19 protein-coding genes are annotated in these 23,583 nt (G+C 31.8%); 14 read left to right on the top strand and 5 right to left on the bottom strand.

The features are described 5' to 3' along the window. The first annotated feature begins 15 nt into the window (after positions 1 to 15). The 5 genes from eat (at position 16) to bsdtw1_RS14920 (ending at position 7,038) form a co-directional block, all read left to right on the top strand. Positions 16 to 1,341, top strand: coding sequence for an ethanolamine permease (gene eat / locus bsdtw1_RS14940; RefSeq protein WP_183278354.1), 1,326 nt, complete (start codon positions 16 to 18; stop codon positions 1,339 to 1,341). Between the two features lie 14 nt (positions 1,342 to 1,355). Beyond that, positions 1,356 to 2,723: an ethanolamine ammonia-lyase subunit EutB gene (locus bsdtw1_RS14935; protein WP_183278353.1), complete on the top strand. Its 1,368-nt coding sequence runs from the start codon at positions 1,356 to 1,358 to the stop codon at positions 2,721 to 2,723. A gap of 54 nt (positions 2,724 to 2,777) precedes the next feature. Further along, positions 2,778 to 3,497 carry an ethanolamine ammonia-lyase subunit EutC gene (gene eutC / locus bsdtw1_RS14930; protein WP_371874756.1) on the top strand — a complete coding sequence of 240 codons (720 nt, stop codon included), beginning with the start codon at positions 2,778 to 2,780 and terminating at the stop codon, positions 3,495 to 3,497. A 198-nt stretch (positions 3,498 to 3,695) separates the two neighbouring features. Continuing rightward, entirely contained in the window at positions 3,696 to 6,107 is a 2,412-nt protein-coding gene (locus bsdtw1_RS14925; RefSeq protein ID WP_183278351.1) for a histidine kinase N-terminal 7TM domain-containing diguanylate cyclase, read from the top strand. A 61-nt stretch (positions 6,108 to 6,168) separates the two neighbouring features. Further along, on the top strand, positions 6,169 to 7,038 hold the full coding sequence (locus bsdtw1_RS14920) for an AraC family transcriptional regulator (protein WP_183278350.1): 870 nt from the start codon (positions 6,169 to 6,171) through the stop codon (positions 7,036 to 7,038). An 80-nt stretch (positions 7,039 to 7,118) separates the two neighbouring features. Here bsdtw1_RS14920 and bsdtw1_RS14915 read toward each other — a convergent pair whose 3' ends face one another. Continuing rightward, on the bottom strand, positions 7,119 to 7,520 hold the full coding sequence (locus tag bsdtw1_RS14915) for a pyridoxamine 5'-phosphate oxidase family protein (RefSeq protein WP_183278349.1): 402 nt from the start codon (positions 7,518 to 7,520) through the stop codon (positions 7,119 to 7,121). A gap of 417 nt (positions 7,521 to 7,937) precedes the next feature. On the opposite strand from bsdtw1_RS14915, the gene mvk reads away from it, so the two are divergent. The 7 genes from mvk (at position 7,938) to bsdtw1_RS14880 (ending at position 16,602) form a co-directional block, all read left to right on the top strand. Then, positions 7,938 to 8,900, top strand: a complete 963-nt coding sequence (gene mvk, locus bsdtw1_RS14910; RefSeq protein WP_183278348.1) for a mevalonate kinase — start codon at positions 7,938 to 7,940, stop codon at positions 8,898 to 8,900. A gap of 17 nt (positions 8,901 to 8,917) precedes the next feature. Then, positions 8,918 to 9,895 carry a diphosphomevalonate decarboxylase gene (mvaD, locus tag bsdtw1_RS14905; protein ID WP_183278347.1) on the top strand — a complete coding sequence of 326 codons (978 nt, stop codon included), beginning with the start codon at positions 8,918 to 8,920 and terminating at the stop codon, positions 9,893 to 9,895. Positions 9,896 to 10,005: 110 nt separating this feature from the next. Beyond that, a complete protein-coding gene (locus tag bsdtw1_RS14900) occupies positions 10,006 to 10,278 on the top strand; it encodes a hypothetical protein (protein WP_183278346.1) in 273 nt (90 codons plus the stop codon). A 1-nt stretch (position 10,279) separates the two neighbouring features. Then, complete coding sequence (locus tag bsdtw1_RS14895) at positions 10,280 to 11,638, top strand: tripartite tricarboxylate transporter permease (RefSeq protein ID WP_183278345.1); 1,359 nt, start codon at positions 10,280 to 10,282, stop codon at positions 11,636 to 11,638. Positions 11,639 to 11,766: 128 nt separating this feature from the next. Next, positions 11,767 to 12,897 (top strand): phosphomevalonate kinase, encoded by a 1,131-nt coding sequence (locus bsdtw1_RS14890; RefSeq protein WP_183278344.1) that lies wholly within the window; start codon positions 11,767 to 11,769, stop codon positions 12,895 to 12,897. Between the two features lie 682 nt (positions 12,898 to 13,579). After that, positions 13,580 to 15,571 (top strand): methyl-accepting chemotaxis protein, encoded by a 1,992-nt coding sequence (locus bsdtw1_RS14885; protein WP_183278343.1) that lies wholly within the window; start codon positions 13,580 to 13,582, stop codon positions 15,569 to 15,571. Positions 15,572 to 15,621: 50 nt separating this feature from the next. After that, entirely contained in the window at positions 15,622 to 16,602 is a 981-nt protein-coding gene (locus bsdtw1_RS14880; protein WP_183278342.1) for a substrate-binding domain-containing protein, read from the top strand. 406 nt (positions 16,603 to 17,008) lie between these two features. Here the strand turns inward: bsdtw1_RS14880 and bsdtw1_RS14875 are convergent, their stop codons facing one another. Both bsdtw1_RS14875 and bsdtw1_RS14870 read right to left on the bottom strand, forming a co-directional pair. Then, complete coding sequence (locus bsdtw1_RS14875; protein WP_183278341.1) at positions 17,009 to 17,431, bottom strand: HIT family protein; 423 nt, start codon at positions 17,429 to 17,431, stop codon at positions 17,009 to 17,011. Positions 17,432 to 18,613: 1,182 nt separating this feature from the next. Beyond that, the gene (locus bsdtw1_RS14870; RefSeq protein ID WP_183278340.1) at positions 18,614 to 19,003 is read right to left on the bottom strand and encodes a YmaF family protein; all 390 of its coding nucleotides are present in this window, start codon (positions 19,001 to 19,003) and stop codon (positions 18,614 to 18,616) included. A gap of 412 nt (positions 19,004 to 19,415) precedes the next feature. On the opposite strand from bsdtw1_RS14870, the gene bsdtw1_RS14865 reads away from it, so the two are divergent. Further along, the gene (locus bsdtw1_RS14865; RefSeq protein WP_183278339.1) at positions 19,416 to 19,592 is read left to right on the top strand and encodes an aspartyl-phosphate phosphatase Spo0E family protein; all 177 of its coding nucleotides are present in this window, start codon (positions 19,416 to 19,418) and stop codon (positions 19,590 to 19,592) included. A 144-nt stretch (positions 19,593 to 19,736) separates the two neighbouring features. Beyond that, positions 19,737 to 20,855 carry an alanine dehydrogenase gene (ald, locus tag bsdtw1_RS14860; RefSeq protein ID WP_183278338.1) on the top strand — a complete coding sequence of 373 codons (1,119 nt, stop codon included), beginning with the start codon at positions 19,737 to 19,739 and terminating at the stop codon, positions 20,853 to 20,855. A 212-nt stretch (positions 20,856 to 21,067) separates the two neighbouring features. Here ald and bsdtw1_RS14855 read toward each other — a convergent pair whose 3' ends face one another. Next, positions 21,068 to 22,240: a 3D domain-containing protein gene (locus tag bsdtw1_RS14855; RefSeq protein ID WP_183278337.1), complete on the bottom strand. Its 1,173-nt coding sequence runs from the start codon at positions 22,238 to 22,240 to the stop codon at positions 21,068 to 21,070. Between the two features lie 485 nt (positions 22,241 to 22,725). After that, positions 22,726 to 23,520: a polyadenylate binding domain-containing protein gene (locus tag bsdtw1_RS14850; RefSeq protein WP_183278336.1), complete on the bottom strand. Its 795-nt coding sequence runs from the start codon at positions 23,518 to 23,520 to the stop codon at positions 22,726 to 22,728. Between the last annotated feature and the right edge of the window lie 63 nt (positions 23,521 to 23,583).

The raw sequence follows: 23,583 nt of genomic DNA, 5'->3' as shown, positions 1-23,583 counted from the left end.
AAGGGGCGTGTAAAAATGAATAATGAATTAAAGAAAACCTTAAAACCAGTACAACTTTGGGGAATAATTGTTGGGATGGTTATATCGGGAATGTATTGCGGGTGGAACTATGCATTGGCATCCACAAGTCCAGTAGGATTTATTATAGCGATACTGATAGTTACAGTTTTTTATACTACATTTATGTTTGGTTATGCTGAACTTTCAACTGCTATTCCACATGCTGGAGGACCATCTGAATATGCTTCAAGGTCACTTGGAAAATTTGGAGGTTTTATTGCTGGATTTTCATGTTTAGTGGAGTTCTTATTCGCAACTCCAGCTATAGCATTATCAATAGGAGCATATATTCACTTTTTAATTCCATCAGTACCTGCTGTTATAGCCGCATTAATTGCTTATGGAATATTTGTTATTATAAATTGTTTAGGCATAGAAGCAGCAGCTAAGGTTGAACTTATAGTTACAATCGTTGCAATTGGTGGATTGCTTCTATTTATAGGGGCCGGAGCTCCTCATGTTGAGATGAAGAACATTTTTGCAGGGGAAATTTTAAAAGGTGGTTTTAGTGGAATATTCAGTGCAATACCTTTTGCCATCTGGTTTTATTTAGCGGTAGAAGGTGGAGCAATGTCTGCAGAGGAATGTGAAAATCCTAAGAAAGATATTCCTAAAGGTTTTATATTAGGGATAGCAACTCTCGTTATATTGGCAGTTGGAACATTTTTTATATCAGCAGGAGTCTCAGATGCTAGTGTTTTAAGTTCATCAGATTCACCTTTGCCTACAGCATTAGAAGGAGTATACGGAGTTGGTTTATTATCTAAAGTTATGAGTTTTATTGGATTGTTTGGACTTGTAGCTAGTCTACATGGAATAATAATTGGGTATTCAAGACAAGCATTTGCAATGTCAAGATCAGGTTACTTGCCTAAGTTCTTATCAAGAATAAATTCTAAAGGTGCACCTGTTTATTCTATAGTTGTAATGAGTCTTATTGGAATGATATTTGTTTTAACAGGACAAACTAGTGTAATTATTGTTATATCATGTTTTGGAGCTGTAGCCTTGTATATAATTAGCATGATTTCTTTATTCATTTTAAGAAATAAGGAACCTAATCTTAATAGACCATTTAAAGTAGTTTATCCAGTAGTTCCAGCAATATCTCTTGCGATAGCCTTATTATTTTTGGTAGCACTAACAGTGTCAAATCTTTCAACTGTAGCTTGGGTAGTTGGAGCTTATGCAATATCTATCATCTATTATTATTTATATGCAAAAATGCAAAATTCAACTGCAGAGCCTTCAATTGAAGAGGTGGATAGCGAAGCTGTCTAGAAGGGGGGACATATATGGTTTTAAGAACAACACTTTTTGGAAAAGTATATAAATTTTCAGATGTAAAGGAAGTTCTTGCAAAAGCAAATGAAGAAAAATCAGGTGACAGACTTGCGAGAATAATAGCTAAATCTACTGAAGAAAGAGTGGCAGCAAAAATCGTTCTTTCAGAATTGACTATAGGTGATTTAAGAAATAACCCAGTAGTAGATTATGAAATTGATGAAGTTACAAGAGTTATTCAAGATGGAGTCAATGAAGAAATATTTAATAAAATAAAGTCTATGACTATAGGTGAATTTAGAGAATTTCTTTTGGAATCAACTGGAGAAGAAATAAAAGCTATAAGAGACGGTTTGACTTCAGAAGTTATAGCTGGTGTAACTAAGCTTATGAGTAATATGGATCTTATATGCGCTTCAAGAAAAATAATTAATAAAGCAACCTGCAATACAACCATTGGAAATGTTGGAACACTTGCAGCAAGACTTCAACCTAATCATCCCACAGATAGTATCGATGGTATAATGGCATCTGTTATGGAAGGAATAAGTTATGGAGTAGGCGATGCTGTAATTGGACTTAATCCTGCAGTTGATTCAATTGAAAGTGTATCAAATATACTAAAAGCTTTTAAAGATTTTATGAACAAGTTCAAAGTGCCAACTCAAAATTGTGTTTTAGCACATGTAACCACTCAAATGGAGGCAATAAGAAAAGGTGCTCCTATGGATTTGATGTTTCAAAGTATTGCAGGTTCTGAAATTTCAAATAGAGCTTTTGGAATAGATGTTAAGTTATTGGATGAAGCTTATTTTTTAATGAAGGAGCTTAAAGCTTCTAAAGGTGATAATTTTATGTATTTTGAAACTGGGCAAGGATCTGAATTATCTTCTGAAGGTCATAATGGAGCAGATCAGCTCACCATGGAGGCTAGATGCTATGGACTTGCAAAAAGATACAAACCTTTCTTGGTAAATACTGTTGTGGGTTTTATCGGACCGGAATACCTTTATGATGGAGCGCAAGTTATAAGAGCAGGGCTTGAGGATCATTTTATGGGAAAACTAACTGGTCTTTCAATGGGGGTTGATGTTTGTTATACAAATCATATGAAGGCAGATCAAAATGATTTGGAGAATTTAGCTGTATTACTTGCACAAGCAAACTGCAATTATTTTATGGGGGTTCCAGGTGGAGATGATGTAATGTTGATGTATCAATCATCAAGTTATCATGATGTTGCAACTTTAAGACAAATAACTAATAAAAGACCAATAAACGAGTTTGAAATCAGACTTAATGAGCTTGGAATAATGGAAAATGGAGCCTTAACAAGTAGAGCGGGAGATCCATCCATTTTCTTAAATCAGGAGGTGTAGCCTGTGGAACAAGATATTTTAAAAGATATATCAGCCGAGGATTTAAACACTAAGATTTCAATTGATGCTCCACTAGATTACAAAGGTTGTATGATTTTAAAACAATCTACACCAGCAAGAATTTGTTCAGGAAGAGCTGGAACAAGATATAAAACCAGCACATATTTGAAATTAAGAGCAGACCATGCGGTTGCTATGGATGCAGTATGGTCTTATGTAGATGAAAAAGTAGTTGATGAGCTTGGATTTTATAAAATTCAAACATTAGTGAAAGATAAAGAAGAATATATAACAAGACCTGATTTAGGAAGAAAATTTTCGGAAGAAATATTAATGAATATAAAAAAAGACTGCATTAATAATGTTGACGTGCAAATTATAGCTGGTGATGGGCTAAGCTCACCTGCTATAACTTCAAATTTAAAAGAAATATATCCGATGATTTATGAAGGCGCAAAAGCTAAAGGATATAAGATTGGAACACCTATTTTTGTCAAATATGCTAGAGTTGCCACTATGGATAAAATAAGTGAAGCTTTAAATGCAATGGTCACTCTTATACTAATAGGAGAAAGACCAGGCCTTGCTACAGGAGAAAGTATGAGTTGCTATATGGCATATAAAGCAAGTAGCGAAAAACCAGAATCTCAAAGAACTGTAGTATCGAATATACACAAAAATGGAATGCCACCAGTTGAGGCTGGAGCACAAATAGTGCAGTTAATAGAAATATTAATAAGGGAAAAGAAAAGTGGAACAGCTCTTAAATTATAGATATGATGTATGTTGTTTTATAGTAATTTGATGAAATAATATTAAAATAAAATGGAAATATCCCGTTTAAACGTAAAAGTTTAGACGGGATATTTTTAATTGAAATACAGTAAAATGTATTAAATATAAAAAAATAGTATAACACTGGTAGAGATTTTTAGTATATGTTTAGTATAATAGGTAATTGGGGTGATATTTTTGAAGGTTAATATTTTGTTTAGTTTTGTGTTAATAGTATCAGCAATTGTACTTCTTTATGTGGGGTATTTTTCCTGGAGGAGAGACAAAATATATGTTTCTTTAGCTTTACTTCCAGTATCAATTTATTCATTTGGATATGCTTTTGAAATATTATGTACAAGTATTGAAAACGTAAAGTTTTGGATTAAGGTTGAGTATTTAGGAATAGCATTTCTACCTGTAGTTTGGTTATTATTTGCGCTTAAATTTAATGGACATAAGGGGAAAATTAAAAAAAATATAGTAGTACTATTATTTATTATCCCTTTTATAACATTGATACTAAATTATACAAATGATTTTCATCACCTTTTTTATAAAGAACTATACATGAATAATAGTGGTATCTTTCCAATTACAAATATTGTACGTGGTCCATGGTATTGGGTTAATATTATTTATACATATGTAATAATGGTTATAGGTCTAATAATTTTTATCTTAGCTTATTTTAAAGCAGTTTCAATTATAAGAAAACAAATCTTGTTTTTAATAATAGCATGGATAATTCCATGGATTTTAGATATTACTTACATGCTGAGAGTGTTTCACTTTCAATTGGATTTATGTCCTCTTGCATTTTCTGTTTCAGGGATAATTTCTAGTTATGCTATATTTAAATTTAAATTATTAAAAATTACTCCAATAGCACTAGAGAAAGTTTTTTCAAATATGTTAGATGGAGTTATAATATTGGATTCAGAAAATAATATAGTTAATTTTAATAATGCGTCAAAAAATATTATTTCAGAATTAAAGTATACAGAGGACGGGGATAAAAAAATTGATGAGGTGTTGAAGGAACACAAGACATTGCTAAAAGCTATAAATAACAAGTCTTATAATGGAAACTTAATTAATATAAATGATAAGGGACAATCAAGATACTATAAGCTAAATATTAATAATATATATGAAGCTTCAGGTGAAAGTATTGGTAAAATACTAATTTTAAATGATGTCACTGAATTTGAATTGCAGAGAGAAAAGTTATATAATAATTTGAATTTTGTTGAGACACTAATGGATGCTATCCCCAATCCTATATATTCTAAAGATGAATATGGCGTATATAATCATTGTAATAATGCATTTACAGAGTATTTAGGGATTACTAAAGAGGATCTTATTGGAAATACTGCATATGCCATATTTGAAGAAAAATTGGCAGAAGTCTATGATAAAGCAGACATGAGTTTAATGAGAGAAGAAGGTACTCAAGTTTATGAATCAAAGCTTATGCATAAAGATGGAACGGAACATGATGTTATTTTTAGTAAATCAGTTGTTGTAAATGAACAAGGGAATGACAAAGGGGTAGTTGGAGTTATATTAGATATTACAGAACAAAAAAAGAATAGGAAAAAAATAAATAAGTTATCAACATTAAAAGAAGCAATGCTAGATATTGGTTATTCCATTAATGAAATATCAGATATTAATGATTTACTTCAACTAATACTAGATAAAGTTATTAATTGTGTTGACGAAAGAAACTGTGGTTCAATATTGCTTTTAGATGAGAATGAAAATTTAAAAATAGCTGTAGCAAAAGGGTATAATTCAGAAGAAATCAAAAAATTTTCAATTAAATTGGAAGATGCTTGGTTTAAAGATGGAGAAATTATAGATAGAACCGTTATCTTTAATGATATTGATAAGATTGAAATCGCAAGTATGTTAGATACAGCAGAAGGAATAAAAATAAAATCCTTTATTAGTTCACCGATTCTCATAGACGGTAAGTGTTATGGCTTTTTAAATATTGATAGTATATTTAATAACATTTTCGACGAAGTGGATATAGAGTTGATGGAATATATGACAAACCAAACGTCTATCGCTATTACTAAGCATAAGCTTTACGAGGAGACTATATATTTATCTCGATACGATAAATTAAGCAATGTATACAATAGAAGCTATTTTGAACAATTACTTCACAATAATATATATAATGATAATACAGATAAAAAGGAGTTTTTTGTAGCTATTTTTGATTTAAATGGACTGAAATTTGTTAATGATAATTATGGACATTTAGCTGGAGATGAGTTGATAAAAACATTTGCAGGAGGATTGAGCAGTTTAGGCGGAGATTCTGATATTATAGGAAGATTTGGAGGAGACGAATTTGTTGGAGTCTTTTTCAACGTTAATTCCAAAAGCTTAATTAATAAATTTGAGGAATTGAGTGAACAGTTTAAAAATAATCCGATAATATTTGGGGAAAACAAAATAATTTGTAGCTATAGTTATGGGGTTGTTAACTTCCCAAGTGATGGAGTTGAGTTTGATCAGCTTATAAAAATTGCAGATAAACGCATGTATGAATATAAAAATAAAGTGAAAAATAAAATTCATAACTAATAAATTGTACTTCACATGCACTTTAATCTAAAACTATTTCCATTAAAACGAGGGCGATAAAATGGATTATATGCATTTACACTATTTTACGAAAGATAATAACTTTCCTTTCTTTATACAAACAGGTGAGCATGATATGGAAATGCCTATACATTATCATTGGGATTTTTCTGAGTTAGTTATTGTATTAAGCGGTACAGCTACTCATGTTGTAAACTCAGAAAAGTATTTTATAAAAAAAGGAGACGTATTTGTCATAAATGAAAATACCTTCCATGGATACGAAGAGGCTTGCGATTTTAAAATTTGTAACATAATGTATAAATCAGAACATTTACACCAGGTTGGTAATGATCTAAGAAAATCTTCAGGTTATGAGGCGCTTTTTGTTATTGAACCATTTTTAGCAAAAGAATATAGCTTTAAGAGCAAGCTTAAACTAACCCTTTCTGATTATGAAAAGGTAAAGGAAGTTATTTTTGATATGCTTAATGAATATCAAAATAAATATCAAGGATATCAGACAATGATATACTCTCGCTTTATGGAACTGGTGGTGTTTTTGTCCAGGCAGTATGATATCATCAGTTTAGAATTTAAAGATAATGTTATAAATATAGCTAAGGCAGTATCATATATAGAAAGTCATTTTCGGGAACAGATTAATTTAAAGGATTTAGCTGATAAAGCAGAGCTTTCAGTTAGACATTTCAATAGAATTTTTAAAGAAAATTATAAAACTACTCCTATGAATTATGTTCTTAGACTGCGTATTCAGCATGCTTGTTTACTGTTAAGAAAAAGTAAGCTTTCAATTTCTGAAATAGCATATGAAAGTGGCTTTGATGATAGTAATTATTTTACAAGACAATTCAAGAAGGTTGAGGGAGTATCACCAAAAGTATATCGTTTCAATGGTGAAAAAATGTAGTAGTATATTTAAATGCAACAAAACCACCATGTTTGAAGTATGGTGGTTTTTGTATAGCTAGATAATTAGACTTTAATTTATTAGTTATTATATAGTGAAAAAGTTTCTGGTTCGCCAGTAAAGGAAGAAATAGTAGCAGTTCCTTTAGTAAAGTATAATACTGCAAAAACTCCATCTTCAATGCTGTACATTGATTTTAAGGATGGAATAGTTTCAAGTGCAAGTTCTTTTACTTCACGTCTATCATCATGTGCCACTTCTCCAGCTAAACGAATCCATTTTCCTTTATTCATAGCAGAGATTTCAACTTTAGGGTTTTCTAACATTTGTTTAAAACACTCTTTTTTATTATTTGTAACAATGTATAGCTTTCCTTCATACTCAAAAACAGCACCGAAAGGTCTTACTCTAGGTTGATCTCCTTCAGTAGTTGCTAAATAAAAAGTACGACTTTCTTGTAAGAATTCTAATGCTTTTTTCATAATTATTACTCCTCTCCATTATTCACGCTAAATTTGATGACATAGTAATAATATCATGTACAACTTAAATGACAAGTACGATTTTTGTATATCGTTAGGATAAAAAGTATACTATGACAGATTTACTTATAAGAATGTAGGTAAAGATAAAATAAAATTTATGAAAATGTAAATTAAATGTGGTAATTATGAGGGGAATAGCTATATATAAATGAATTAAAAGATGAGTATGTATAAATAATAAATAGTATACATACTCGTCTTTTTACGTGCATATTAATTATTTAATGAAAATAAGTATTATTTGACAATTAAATGCTAATCAATTATTATTATCAATAGATATTTATTTGCGATTGAGCAATATAAAAGAGAAGGGCTATTTAATATTTATTAGTTGGCAAAGGAAGGTTTTATATGAGTACAGTTTCTACTAGGACAGCCATCTGCGAGTCACATAGTAAGTTGATTTTAGTTGGTGAACATGCAGTTGTTTATGGAAAGCCAGCTATAGCTATGCCATTTCCATTAAAGGTAAGAGTAACGATTCAAAAAGCAGTTGGCCCAATTATGTTTGAATCTTCTATTTATACTGGTCCTATTGATAGCATGACAGTGAAAATGAAAGGAATAAAGGCTTGCATAGAGGAATCATTAAGATGCGTAGATCAACCTTTTGCAAATTTACGAATCAGAATTGATTCTGCTATACCACTAGGTCGTGGACTGGGGTCTAGTGCAGCAATTGCAATTGCTATAGTAAGGAGCATATTCTCTTTATTTCAACAAGGGCTTTCAGAAGAGCATTTATTTTCTCTTGTTCAGATTGCTGAAACCTATGCACATGGTAAACCAAGTGGCATTGATACAGCTGCAGAAATAAGTGAGTACCCAATATGGTTTCAGAAGGGAAAAGAGATAGTTCCTTTGGTTATAGGAATTCCTTTATATATAGTTGTTGCTGATACTGGTAGAAATGGTGATACACATACTGCTGTTGATAATGTTAGGAAAATGTATGTATCTGAAACTGAGAAAGTTCAAAATTCATTAGATGAAATAGGAACAATTGGAGAATTAGCAAGGGAAGCACTCCTTAAAGGGGATGTATATTTACTTGGAAACTTGCTTTATCGCAATCATGAAGAACTTAAAATTCTTGGGGTCAGTGATGGTGAATTAAATAATTTAGTTGAGATAGCTCGAAATGCAGGTGCTTTGGGGGCAAAGCTAACAGGAGGAGGTCTAGGCGGATGCATATTAGCTCTTGGGGAAAGTTTAGAGCATGCAGAGGTGATAGCAACACAATTGATGGATTCAGGAGTTTCTAATGTGTGGTACTTTTCAACTGAAGAAAATATCTTGTATAGTCTAAAGTAGTAAAAGGGGTGACTTTAATGAAGGCTACGGCTATAGCAAATACAAATATTGCACTAATTAAATATTGGGGAAAACGAGATGAAACACTTTTTTTACCTATGAACAGCAGTTTATCTATAACCTTAGATAGTTTCTTTACGGTAACAACTGTTGAATTTAGCAAGAGTTTTTACAAGGATATATTCTTTCTTAATGAGCTTCAGGCAACCGATAAAGAATCAAATAAAGCTTTTAACTTCCTTAATAAAGTAAGGGAGTTTGCGGGGACTAACTTACATGCTAGGATTTCTTCTGAAAATAGGGTTCCAACAGCAGCGGGTTTTGCTTCCTCGGCATCAGGCTTCGCAGCATTAGCTGCAGCAGCAACAAGAGCTCTTGGCTTACAATTAAGTGAAAAGGAGTTATCGATGATTGCTCGTCAGGGATCAGGTTCTGCTTGCAGATCAATTTATGGAGGATTTGTTGAATGGCAAAAAGGTATAAGAACAGATGGAAAGGATTCTTTTGCAAAACAGATTTTAAATGAAAAAGCTTGGGATATTAGTGTTCTTTCAGTATTATTAGCTGCAGAGCAAAAAAAGGTGTCTAGTACTGAAGGGATGAAAAGAACTGTTGAAACTTCGCCTTTTTATACTGGATGGCTCAATACAGTTGAAAAAGATCTTGAGGAAGCAAAAGAAGCAATAAATTCTAGAGATTTTGAAAAATTAGGAATTATAGTTGAAGCTAACACAATGAAGATGCATGCAACTATGCTTGGGGCAAAGCCACCAATTTTATATTGGCAAAGGGGGACTATTGATGTTATTCAACATATCCACAAGCTAAGGTCAGCAGGGATTTATGTTTACTTTACAATTGATGCTGGACCAAATGTTAAGGTTCTATGTTTACCTGAAGATGAAAAGATAGTGTACGAATCACTGTTAAGCTTGAAAGATGTTCAAGATGTTATTATATGTCACCCTGGTTCGGGGATTAAGTATTTTGAATAAAGTAAATTTTCACTTGTTTACTGATTTTGAGGTAAAAGATGGCTAGGGACTATATATAAATCATGTGGTTTGGCTTAATTATATAATATTTAATATAGGAGTTGAGTAAAATGGATAATTTTAATAATAAGATAAAAAAATCATCTAACAATGACGATTCAAAAACTAATATTGAAGTGTGGGAGGATCTTGTTTCTATAAAAGAGCTTATCCTATCTCTCGTAATTTGCAGTGTTTCTGCATTTGGGGGATATTTTTTTGCGCCTAAAGAACGTCCTAAACAACTTTTTTTAGGCTTACTGGGAGCAATAATTGGATTTGTGATTTGTAGCATTATAATAAAACCGAAAAGAACATTTATTGAAGCAACTCAGGAGGATTAGTATGACTATTATTTTAATTCTGCAAATGATTTTAGCAGCTGTTATCGCAGCAATTATATATACTGTTATTGGTGCAGCCCCAGGCACAGATGAAACTGCAACCATTGCGCCAGTAACACTGGTATTGGTTTTGTCAGGGCTACAGCCTGTAGTAATATTATCTTTCTTTATATCGGCAATTGTAGCAAGTAAATTAACTGATGCCATACCAGTTTCCATAGCTGGAATCCCAGCTGGAGTTATGTCTACGCCAATGATAGAACATGCTATGGTGCTCAAGAAGTTTGGGCTAACAGATACAAGCATTAGAAAGATGGCTTCAGGCTCTATCATTGGTACAATTGTTTCAGTTCCGGTTAGCTTATTACTTGCACATGCATTGATTCCATTTGCGACTGTAATAAGGCAATATGGGGATCCAGTATTCTTCGTTGGAGCAATATTTTTAGCATTGATGAGTAAAAATAAATGGGGAGCACTTGTTGCCATAGTACCATTTGCTCTTCTAATCCAAGGACTTCGATATCTTTATTGGGGGATGGGTGTAGTTCCTAAAGGGACTAATGTATCTATTTCTTTCTTCTTGGGAATAACAATAGGACCTGTAATTTTAACTCTATTTGAACTTTTAAATAAAGGAAAAAGAGATAGCCTTAAAAGGTTTGAGAAGAAGGAAATTTATTTCAAGAAGGCTGAAAAGATTAAAACAGTTCCTAACCCATTTAAGATTCTAACAAGAAAAGAGACTGCTTATAGCGCTATAACCTCTTTAATTGGTTCATTGACCTTTATATTGAGTCCTGTTGGACTAACAACTTTTTTAGGAGAACTATTTTCTAGTCGAACGAAGGATCCAGTTGAAAAGGCTTCTCTTGCCATTTCTTGCATGGAGGCTTTAGCACATGCAACATATATTTCTGGAACATTGATTCCGCTTATTGCGCTGGGGATACCTCTATCGCCAATGTCACTTGGACCAGCAAATCCACTTTTTAATGCTCCGCCAGTATACACATTAAAGAATAATATGCACCACTTATTGTCTAATTCAGATTATGTATGGGCGACTCTTATTGGCGCTATAGTGGCATTAGTAATCACATATTATATTACTGTAAAATATTCGGAGCAGATTTGCAGATTTGTATTTACCAAAATACCACATGAGGCAATGCTAGGTCTGTTCTTTAGTCTGGTATTATTGCTGGCTTATATTGATGCTGGATTTGTAAATATTGCGGGAGTTCTATTAATAGGGATAGTAGGAGGAATTCTATATAGATTAGGAGTGAATTATGGGGTTCAATTTATGATACTATATTCAGCTCCATGGATCATAACAAAATTAACAGGTATTTAGCAAGAATATATTAAAGATGTATAACTTTAAGCTAAAACCATGTTCAAAATCCTGATAGATTTTAAGCAGAGGATTTAAAGATACAGAATATAAGAGTGTTTACCTATATTTTAAGAGAGGAGTTAAAAATGTCTTATCTAAGTTATAAAGTAAGAGTACCAGGTAAGCTTATGATTGCAGGTGAATATGCTATACTTGAACCAAATCAGAAGTCTGTGGTAATTGCAGTTGATAGGTATGTAACAGCTTGTATTGAACCATCTAAGCAAAATAAAATCTCCCTTCCAAAACTAGGATTAGAAGATATTGCCTGGGAAATAAATGAGGGGAAAGTTCGATTTAGTATTGAGGATCCACGACTAGACTTTATAGAAAACTCAATTTTTGTAGTGAATCAATTTTTAGAGGAAAAATCAATTAAAATTATCCCATTTGAGTTGCAGATTAAAAGTGAACTTGATGATCCTTCAACAGGGGAAAAGTATGGATTAGGTTCAAGTGCAGCAGTTGTAGTCGCTGCAATTTCAGCAATGTTAGCGATACATAGTGATGGGAAAAAGCAGCCTTCACTTGATAAAATTTTTAAACTTTCAGCAATAGCTCATCTAAAATCCCAAAAGAGTGGTTCAGGAGCTGATATTGCTGCTGCTGTTTATGGAGGTTGGCTTGAATATTCAGCATTTATGGGGAAACGGGTATTAAGTCAATTAGAGCAAGGGATAAAGCTAGTAGAAATAGTAGAAAGGGATTGGGCAAATTTATCTATTAGAAAATTAACTCCTCCAACTTCACTTAAGTTAGCTGTTGGGTGGACAAAATCAGCAGTGGCGACAGCTCCTATGATTAGGAATATACAAAATTTTCGGGAGCATAATTTAGAAGCTTATAACCAGTTTCTAAGAGAAAGCTCTATTGCAGTAGAAAGACTAATAAATGGCTTTGAGGTGAATGATTGCATAGAAGTAATTAATGCTCTTAAGCAGAATCGTAAGGTGCTTCAGAAGTTAGGTGAAAATGCTAGAACTGATATTGAAACAGAAAAGCTGAAAATCTTGTGTACAATCGCAGAAAAGTTTGGAGGTGGTAAATCATCAGGTGCAGGAGGAGGAGACTGTGGAATTGCTTTTCTAAGGGATGATATTTATAAAAAAAATTTATATGATGAATGGGAGAAAGCTAGCATTAAACCTTTAGCCTTAAATATTTCTGAAGATGGAGTTTTAGTAAGAGAAAATGATTCAAAATTGAGTTTTTTCTGATTTGTGTAATAGATAGCCTAGTTCCACTATTTAAAATATATAGTTAAGACCGTGCGTATAACGGAAGTTTTCTGTTATATGTATGGTCTTTAACTTTATAGTACTTTAATGCACTTTTAAGAATCTATTAATACATATAGATTAACCACTTCGTAATATAATTTATATTTTTAAATTTTCTCACCAGAACCCGTGAGAGTTTTAAAAATAGATTTCGGATCGAAGTGGTTCATCTTTATATAGATAAACTACTTCATATTAGAATTTATCCAAATAAAGATTCGCAGAACCATCGAAATCTTTATTTGGAACTGGTTTATCTATAGTGTGCATATATTGGTGCATAAAATTATTATTCAAAGTAGATAGAAGATTATATTTCTATATCTTTACAGATGAAAGCTTATACTGAAATGACTTGTTAATGTACAAAGTACTGTTCTTTGCATATGGCATAATTAAACAAATGTATTATATGCTATAAAATGGCAAATTTATTGTTTGTATATTAAAAAAATAATAAAAAATAAAAAAATATCGAAGGGTATATATAAAAAAAGAATAAAAATGTCGAAAAATATCAAAAAATGTGCAAATGCCTCTAAGATTATTCGTGGATATTACGATAATTATATTGGGGAAAAGGATGAATAAACGATTTTATTATTGAAGGGAGATTTTTATGAATACAACACAAAAGAAAAGTAAGAGTTCTATCAAGATAAAACTACTTGCAATTATTATTCCGCTTATGGCTATGGCTGTTTCATCGCTTATTGTAATATCCTATACTAAATCAAAAAACATTATTACAAATTCAGCAAATGATCTTTTAGAGACATCTAGTAAGAAGCAAGTTAATCAAATTGAGTCTTGGCTAAATGAAAATTTAGCATCATTTAGTTCCGTTAAAGCTTCAATTGAGAACACACAACTAAATGACAGCCAATTGCAAAGTTTATTAAATAATTCTTATGGGTATAACAGCAATTATCCAGAAGGATTTTACATTGCTGATGAAAATGGAAGGTTATTAAAGGCAGAAAAGTCTAACAAATCTAATAAGGATGTTTTAGATTCAACTTGGTACAAACAGGGAATTACACGAATTAACATGGCATTTGGTACACCTTATAAGAATACAGAAGGTAAAAATATTATTAGCGCATCAGGTATATTGAATGATAAATCAGGTAAAATAAAGGTGCTTTCAGTTGACCTTTCTTTGGATAAGATATCAATAATAGTAAACTCATTGACAGATATGAAGAATTCAGAATCATTGCTAGTAGATAAAAACGATAAAACAATATTGGCGTATGGTGATAGTGCACTTATCTCAACCAGGCTTGATTCAAATAATGATAACAAGTTTTTAAAGGGAGTTGCAGAAAAGTTAGATAAGAGAGAGTACAATTCAGTAGAATTAGATAATAATATGGTTGCGTTTAAGCAAGTGGAAGGAACTAACTGGATACTTGTATCCTATGTTCCAACAAAATCTATCTTAGCAGAACTATTAAAACTTCGTACTTTTATGATTATAATCGCAATAATATCTATTTTAATCTTGGCAGCTCTAGTAGAAAGAGTAGTACAGATCGTAATAAAACCAATTAAGAAGCTTACAAACACTATTGTTGCAATGACTCATGGTGATTTTACTGTTGATGTAGAGTTAAAGGGAAATGATGAAATTTCAGTTATGTTAGAAAGTGTAAAAGAATTCATAACTGTCATGAGAAGTATGATAAATAATATTAGTATTATGTCAGCTAATTTAAATGTACAAGCTGAGGGAAGTAATGCAATTTCTAAAGAGTTATACGACTCATCAAAGATTCAATCGCAATCGATGGAGAGTCTAAACCTTACCGTAGAGCAGTTAGCAAGTTCAGTGAGTGAGGTAGCACAAAATACAACTACATTAGCAAATGTGGTTTCTACAACAAGAGAAGACAGTATTAATGTAAATGAAAAGATGAAAGAAACAATTAGTATTTCGGAAAAAGGGCGACAAGATATGGAGAAGGTAAATATAGCTATGGCAAACATAAGGGATTCAATAAGGTCTCTTGAAGATGCTATAGGGAATGTAGGAAAATCTTCAACTGAAATAACTAATATTGTTAATGTCATCGGAAGCATTGCAGAACAGACAAATCTACTATCATTAAATGCATCCATAGAGGCTGCAAGAGCAGGGGAAGCAGGAAAAGGTTTTGCAGTTGTTGCTATGGAAATTGGAAAGTTAGCAAAAACAAGCTCAGATTCAGTTAAAGATATCTCAGAGCTTGTAAGTGGAATAAATGGACTTGTTTCAGATACTGTAAGTCAAGCTCGTGAAAGTGCAGGGCATATAGCTGAGAGCAGTTACTTAATAAGTGGTTCTGCAGATACCTTTGATAGCATTTTCGATATGATTAATGAAACAAACAAGCTAATACAAGGTATGATTGATAAAATAGGCAATTTAGATGAAGTTGCTGCATCAGTAGCAGCTATAGCTGAAGAACAAGCAGCAAGTTCAGAAGAAATTTTGGCTACTTCTGAAGTAATGGTTACTCAGGCAAATAGTACCACTCAAAATAGTGAAAAGGTAGCACTTGATGCTGAAACGTTAGCAGCTACAGCTGATGAGCTTGGTAAGCAAGTTAAGATATTTAAGTTGTAAGAGGCAAGAATTGGTTAAAAAACTGCATAATACAATCAGGGGGGAAACGTATGAGGAAAAAGATATCTTTAATGTTAATGATAATAATTAGTTTAGCTATACTTTCAGGTTGTAGCTTAAGGAACAATACAGTTTCGAATAAGAAAGTTAAGATTTTATTCACTGTTTCCAATGCTTCAGATGCATATCGTAAGCTACTTGCAGAAGGTGCTAAGAGTTATGCGGAAAGTAAAGGGATTGAAATAGATGTCAAGGATGCAGCTGGAGTGATAGAAACTCAAGTGTCTCAAGTAAAAGAAGCTGTTTCAAGTGGCTATAATGTAATTATATGTGCTCCAGTAGATCCAACTACAGCGCTAGAGCTTGAAAGAATTGCAAGAGGAGTACCTATAGTTTTTATGAATAGTGAACCAGATGAAAAGTTGTTAGAAAAGAATAAATATATTTATGTATCTTCAAATGAAGAAGTTGCTGGTCAGTATCAAGCTGAATATATCCTAAATTATTTTAACAATAAGAGTGATCTTAAAGTTGTCTTATTGAAGGGAGAAAAAGGACATAGAGCTACAAAAGGGCGTACAGATGCAGTTAAGCAAACTTTCGCTGATAAAGGTATAAATGCTGAGTATGTATTTGAAGACAATGCAGATTGGAGCAGAGAAAAAGCTAAAGAAATGATTAAAATATTTTTAACTACAGGAAAGAAGTTTGATTGCATAATTGCAAATAATGATAATATGGCACTTGGAGCTATGGATGCTTTAAGAGAGAGTAATATTGATCCTTCAACTGTTCCTATTTTAGGTGTTGATGCTACGATTGAAGCATGTAAAGCTATAAAAGATGGAAGTATTCAACTTTCAGTATACCAGTCTGCTAAAGGACAAAGCATTAGTGCGGTGGAAGCTGCAGTTAAACTAGGAACAGGAAATGATTTAACAGGAATAGAAAATTTAACTAGTGACGGTAAATATATATGGATACCATTTGAAAAAGTAGATAAAGCTAATGTTGATAAATATATGAATTAGTCTGCTAACTATATTTTTTAAAAATGAATATTACCTTTTCAAAAGGAAAAGCTATTTTTTGAAAGGAGTGAATATTGATGGTTAAGTCTAAAGGCAATTTTAAAGAACAAAACAAACAAAATACTAATACTGGAACTAAAAGAACTGAAAGTAGTGAAAGACAAGAAAAGAAAAACAAGCCAAAGGGATAAGTAATTAATATATATTTTAATGATAGAGATTTAGTAATAAGTATATAAATTTATTTTCTAAAGAGGCTGTTGCAAAATGCATAATGACATTTAGAAAAACAAAAGCCGTGCATAAAGGATAAAAGAAAATTCCTTATATGCACGGCTGTTATTTATAAAAATCTATAAATATTCATTTGATTTGCAATTGTGCGTTTTATGTAAGCTGAGAAGTCTTACAGATTTGCCTTTATTGTATCAATTATATCTGAGTATTCTTCATCGCTTAGCTTAAGATTGTTTGCAGGATTCATTTCGAAAGTTCCACCCCAGCTATAGCCGTCTTTATACTTTGGTACAACGTGGAAGTGAAGATGAGGAAGCTTGTCTGAATAAGCGCCAAGATTCATCTTATCAGCCCCAAATGCGGTCTTTATTGCTTTGGCAGCTGTAGCTACATCTTTCATAAATAAGGCAAGTTCACTTTCGCTTATTTCAAATAATTCATTTACATGATTATCATAAGCAACAACACATCTGCCTTTATATGTTTGTTCTTTGAATAGATATAGAGTTGAAACATCAAGTTTTGTTACCTTTAACATCAAATTATCTAATCTTTCATCTTTTTCACAATAAAAACAAGTCTCTTTTTCCATAAATAACACCTCATTAAGTTAATTTGCACACGTGTGCAATTGTGTATATATTATAACTCTTTTTATATACGTTTACAACATTTTATGTAAAGATAATAATTGAGTTTATATTTTTTCTAGTATTGAAGGTTAGTTATAAATATTAATTATGGCAAAAAGCAAGATTCTAAAGTTCGTTAAAAACTATAAATGTGTAAATAAAATAGTAGCTTGCACTTAGTAAGTTTTCTTATATTAGATCTTATAAATAAGCTAATATTAAATAATTATATTCAGCTATATATTTAATTTGTTGATAATGAATGATTAGCATTCTATGTACAGAAAAACATTATGGCTAAGTAAAGTGAGTATTAGTCAAATTAGTATTTTTTTGTTACTAATGCGTAGTATTTATAACAAAGTAAAAGCGGTAAATAATATGATAGGAATGAAAAAAATAAGTTCCAATTATTAAAGAAAATAACTCTCCCCATTAGTACACCGCAACCTTCAGCTGCAGTTAGTAATAATGCACCTACTAGCATAGTTAAATAAGGATTAAAATTATGCTTTTTACATATGTAGATACAAGTACAAGGAAATGTACATAATAAGCCTATATTAAATGGCGTGTCAGCAAGGTCTGACAATTCAAAGGGGGAAAGATTCCAAAATAAATAAAAACCAAAATCGTTAATAAGAAAAGCTAGCATACTAGCGAAAGGAGCCGTAATATAAATAATTTTTCTATCCTTAACAATAATCAATGTTACTATCCATGGCAGGATAAGCCCTAAAAAAATATTTATTAAAATAAAAATCACCTCTCGAATTAATTTTGAATAAGTTGATGTTTATTATTAATCGATGTATTTTAACTGATGTATAGTTCTATTGCATATTTAATTTAGGAAATCAGAAACTGTTAAGCAAATTGATTAAATTGTAATGCATATTTTTAGGTTCATTCAGTAAAAATAAATAAAGTGAAAAGATAGGTTGGGATGGTAGTTATATACAAGTATAAAAAATCTCATGTTACTAGTTTATCTACAAAAAAAGATATTATTCATTACTTTAATATTTGTGGAGAATCATTAAGATAAGTCGAAGGAATATACTTTCTGAAAATAAAGCTTTTAGGGCTTATATATTATCTTATTTATGATAAAAAGGAGAGGTTTCCCTCTCCGCAAAATTCTAAGTCAATGGACTTTCAATTAATGTTGTAAATATAAATCTGTGACGATGACCATCATTAGTTGTTGTGAATCCAGTAACTAAATGAATGTGCTTACCATTTCCAACGTCAATTGCTGGTCCAGTAGTCATGCTTATCATATGGAAATGATCGAAAAAGTCAGTGTTTACATGCAATCTATGAACATGTGATCTTCCACATGGTATAGCTTGTCCTGTAACTCCTGCGAAACGGTGATTGTGTCTTTCATCATTTTCTTCAGCAAGTTGTGTGCTTCCTAAGAATTCGTGATCATGTCTTTGTTGGCTAGATTGATCAGCATATCTATCGTTAAAATCATCAAAGTCATTATAGTCATCATAAGGTCCTTTTGAGTGTTCATATGCCATATGAATCTCTCCTTTATCTTTAGTATCAATATAATATATGCAATAGATATTAAAGTGTTCATTTAAATTAATTAAATTTTATAGTAGTCTGGAAATTGGAAAGGATTATTGGTGCAATAATCATCAATACTATATATAGAACAGCTCCAGTTAAGAGCTAACTAAGTAATTTAGTTTATATTAAGAGCTAATAGAATAAGCAACTAAGTTTTGTAAATATAACTGGGATATCTGTAATAAAGTGACGATTTGTATAATTATATAAAGAGAAAGACCTAAAACTATTTTTTAGGTATGCTGACTTAACAGTAGAGTGACTAAAGATACATATTCTATTAATAAAACCTAAGGGTAAGTAGTCTGAAATTAGTATAATGATATAGTCAGGTTAGAGTATTACGGAGGTACAATGATGGCAGAATTAGAAGATTTATTGAAGGATATTGATAAATTAAGAGAAAGGCTACAGCTTCTAATTGAAAAAAAGCAATGGAATTTAGTTGATGCTGAAGTTGTAGCAGCAAGTAAAGCTCTGAATTTTGCTTTAAATCAGTATAATATGTTTTTAAAAGAAAAGATTGGTGAATAATAGTATCAAACATAAATGGATAAAATATAATATAGTATACAAAAAACTTAGATACTAATATAAATTAATGGCATAAGATACAATGGTGTTGCAGATAATTTGAACTTCTGTGCACCTTTTTTTTGAATATAAAGGAGGGGTATAATGATTATCGGGCTTGTTAAGGAGATAAAAAATAATGAGAATAGAGTAGGCCTTACACCTAGTGGAGTTTCTGCACTGGTAAAACGAGGGCATAAGGTTTTAGTAGAAAAATCAGCAGGAATAGGCAGTGGTTTTGAAGATGATCAGTATGCAAAGGCTGGTGCGGATTTAATTCATGAAAAGGCCTCTATATTTAATAATTCTGATGTAATTGTAAAAGTTAAGGAGCCGCTAGAAGAGGAATATGATTTATTCAAAGAAGGACAAACGTTATATACCTACTTACATCTTGCAGCAAATCTAAAGCTTACTAAAGCCTTGTTAAAGAAAAAAGTGATAGGAATTGCCTATGAAACTGTACAATTGAAGAACGGAAAACTCCCACTACTGGTACCAATGAGTGAAATAGCAGGAAGAATGTCAGTACAAATTGGAGCCAACTTACTTCAAAAGTATAACGGAGGATCAGGTATATTACTAGGAGGGGTTCCTGGAGTAATGCCAGGTGAGGTAGTTATAATTGGAGGAGGTATAGTTGGAACCAATGCTGCTAAGATAGCTTGTGGATTAGGTGCATTGGTAACGATACTTGATATCAATAATGAAAGATTAGCTTATCTCGATGATATATTTTTTGGACGAGTTACCACTTTAACCTGTAATGAATATAATGTGGCTAAAGCTGTTGAGAAAGCAGATTTATTAATAGGAGCTGTTTTAGTTGCTGGAGCAAGTGCGCCTAAAATTGTAACGAAAGAAATGGTTAAATCAATGAAAAAAGGGTCAGTTATTGTAGATGTAGCCATTGATCAAGGTGGCTCTATAGAAACTATTGATAGAGTCACTACACATGATAATCCATGCTATGAGAAATATGGAATCGTTCATTATTCTGTGGCAAATATGCCAGGTGCAGTGCCAAGAACTTCGACCTTGGCATTAGAATCAGCAACGCTACCTTATTTAATAGAGTTAGCGGATAATGGTGTAAGAGAGGCTATGATAAAGGATGAAGCACTTTTGTTTGGTCTTAATACGTATCTTGGCTCAATAACTTGTGAAGCAGTTGCAGAAAGTTTAAAGCTTCCATATACAAATCCAGAAGACTTATTTAAATAAAGTCAGAAAAAGATCATAAAAAATGAAAATAGGAGTGATAATTACATTTTGAATTATCACTCCTACTTTGATTTTAAAGATTTTATTTATTAAGTTACTAATTTCTATACAAAACTACTTTACATTGAAACTTATCAAAATAAAAATTCGTAGAACCATCGAAATCTTTATTTTAGTTTAAGGATTGAATTGGTTCATCTTTAGCAGATATCTTACCACTCATTAGGATAAGCTACTATATTAACAGTGATACTTCTTCTTCCCCAAGAATTGCATTCAGCCTCAGAATTAAAATATAAATCTACTATATTTCCTCGAATTGCCCCACCAGTATCAGCAGCAATAGCAGTACCGTATCCTGGAATAAATAATTTTGAACCAAGTGGTATTACTGAAGGATCAACAGCTACTGTGCTTATGCCTGAAGGTGAACGAAGTGGCTTTAATCCTATTGCAGTAACATAACCTCCAGTATATGCAGTGGAACTCATACTAAATGTAGCTTTATATTGATCATTTGAGCCTCTTGATATAACTGTGTCAGAAGTAGACTTGCTTGCTATAATCGCTGACAACTTATCCTTAGCAATACCTAAATATTTTTGCGCTTTAGACTTAACAGAAGAAGTACTTATTTGAGGTATCAAGCCGCTTAATGTACTGATAGCATTTCTTACATCTGTTTCAGATGAACTGTCAGAATCTATTGTAGTCATAGAGTGGGATATTAATTTTGTCTCATTGGCTTCAATTACTGCAGCCAAAGCCTCTTTTTGCAATGAAAATTGTTTTGCCAGTTGTTGTTGTTGCTGTTTTTTTTCATTTAATGTTTTTAAACTTGTTTCAGTTTCTTTTTTTAATTCCTTAAGCTGATCATTTTTCTTATTTAAATCTTCGATTGATTGATTTACGGTTTCTTTCTCCAAGTTAAGCTGATTTATTAATTGCTTATCTAATGAGATGATCTTTTCTACAGCAGATAATTTTGAAAAGAAATCACCTAAGTCGGTAGAACTTAAAAGAATTGAAAGATAGTTGTTGTCCAAGCCACTTTTATACATACCTCTCAGTCTATTCCCTAAAGTGCTTTTATTCTCCTCTATTTCTTTCTTATACTGCTCCAATTTATTTTCAGTTAATTTTATTTCTTTTTCTGTTTTGGCTATATTTTGGTTATCGTCATTAAGTTTTTTATTAAGCTTGTCCATTTCTGAGTTAACATTTGCCATTTCAGCATTGAGTTCTTTAATCTTATCATCTAATTGCTGAAAACTTTTTTTGCTCTCTGCTATGGTTTGCTCTGTATTATCTGAAGCTAGTACGTTAATACCTGAGCTTAATGTAATAACAAATGCTAAAACCATATAAAAAATCTTTTTACACATAGCAAAATTCTCCTTTTATACTTACAGTGGCTTATTGATATTATAACATAATTTTTGAATATTCCAAATTTGTCTAATACAAACTTTGGATATAATAATATAAACTACATTTATAAGTTTATGCATTCAATATACAAAAACATTCAAGTTTATTTATAAAGTTTTTACTGTAAAGGAAATTATAAAATTTTTAAGTTAACTAAACCTAGATGTTTCAATGACTTTAGAAGTTTTTTATATCTATACAGTAAAAAATAAAACTTATTAGTCTGCCAAGTTTTCCTCATATATTCGGAAAGGCAGAAGAGTGAAAAAAGCTAGCTGAAGAAGACCGCTTCAGCGACTTTTTTTATTAAATGGAATTTTAATAGATTTCATAATAAGGTTGCACATTCTTATATACGTAAGTAATTAGGTAAATTGAGTGGTACCGATGCGAAAAAAATCACTGAAGCAGGTGGCTTCAGCGATTTTTTTATATTCTTTTAAAGTATTGAGCCTAATAAAAACCAAGGTAATGGATTAAAACCAGGATTATAGTAATATGGATTATAGTATGGGTATTTGTATCCATAATTGTATCCGTAATTTGGATGATGGTAACCATGACCGTATCCGTACATATTATATGGTCTAGCAATTACTTGTTGTGAAGCACCTGATGTATCAGTCATTTCATCTTGGGAAGTGCTTTGATTAGTTTGAGCTCCTATATTAGTTTGGCCCATAGAAGGCATAGGAGACATAGAACCAGGAGTCATTTGTCCCATAGGAGTCATAGGAGACATAGAACCAGGAGGCATCTGTCCCATAGGAGTCATAGGAGACATAGAACCAGGAGCCATTTGTCCCATAGAAGTCATAGGAGACATAGAACCAGGAGTCATTTGTCCCATAGGAGTCATAGGATACATAGAACCAGGAGCCATTTGGCCCATAGGAGTCATAGGAGACATAGAACCAGGCATCATCTGTCCCATGGAAGTCATAGGAGACATAGTGTTAGGCTGAGCCTGACCAATCATTCCAGTTAGTTGAACACTTCCTTGATAGTATGGATTAGGTAAAAAAGGTAAGTTGCATAAGTTGTTACTCCAATTAGTATAATCAGTTCCTGGTACTGTACCTTGCATTGAACCTTGATAGGTATAATTATTTGGTGAGGTACCTTGCATTGTACCTTGATAGGTATAATTTGGTGTAGTTCCTTGAACATTAGAATTCATTTGAGATTCATCATTTCTTAACTCTTCATTTATTTCATATTGCTCGGTGTACATTGTTTCCTCCAAAAGAATATATCTTACACTTAATGTTATATGAAATACAATCCAATTTGTTCT

This window comes from Clostridium fungisolvens (assembly GCF_014193895.1).
Lineage (GTDB): Bacteria > Bacillota > Clostridia > Clostridiales > Clostridiaceae > Clostridium_AR > Clostridium_AR fungisolvens.
Note: the sequence above shows the minus strand (reverse complement) of the source record. Positions and strands in the feature narration are given on the sequence as shown.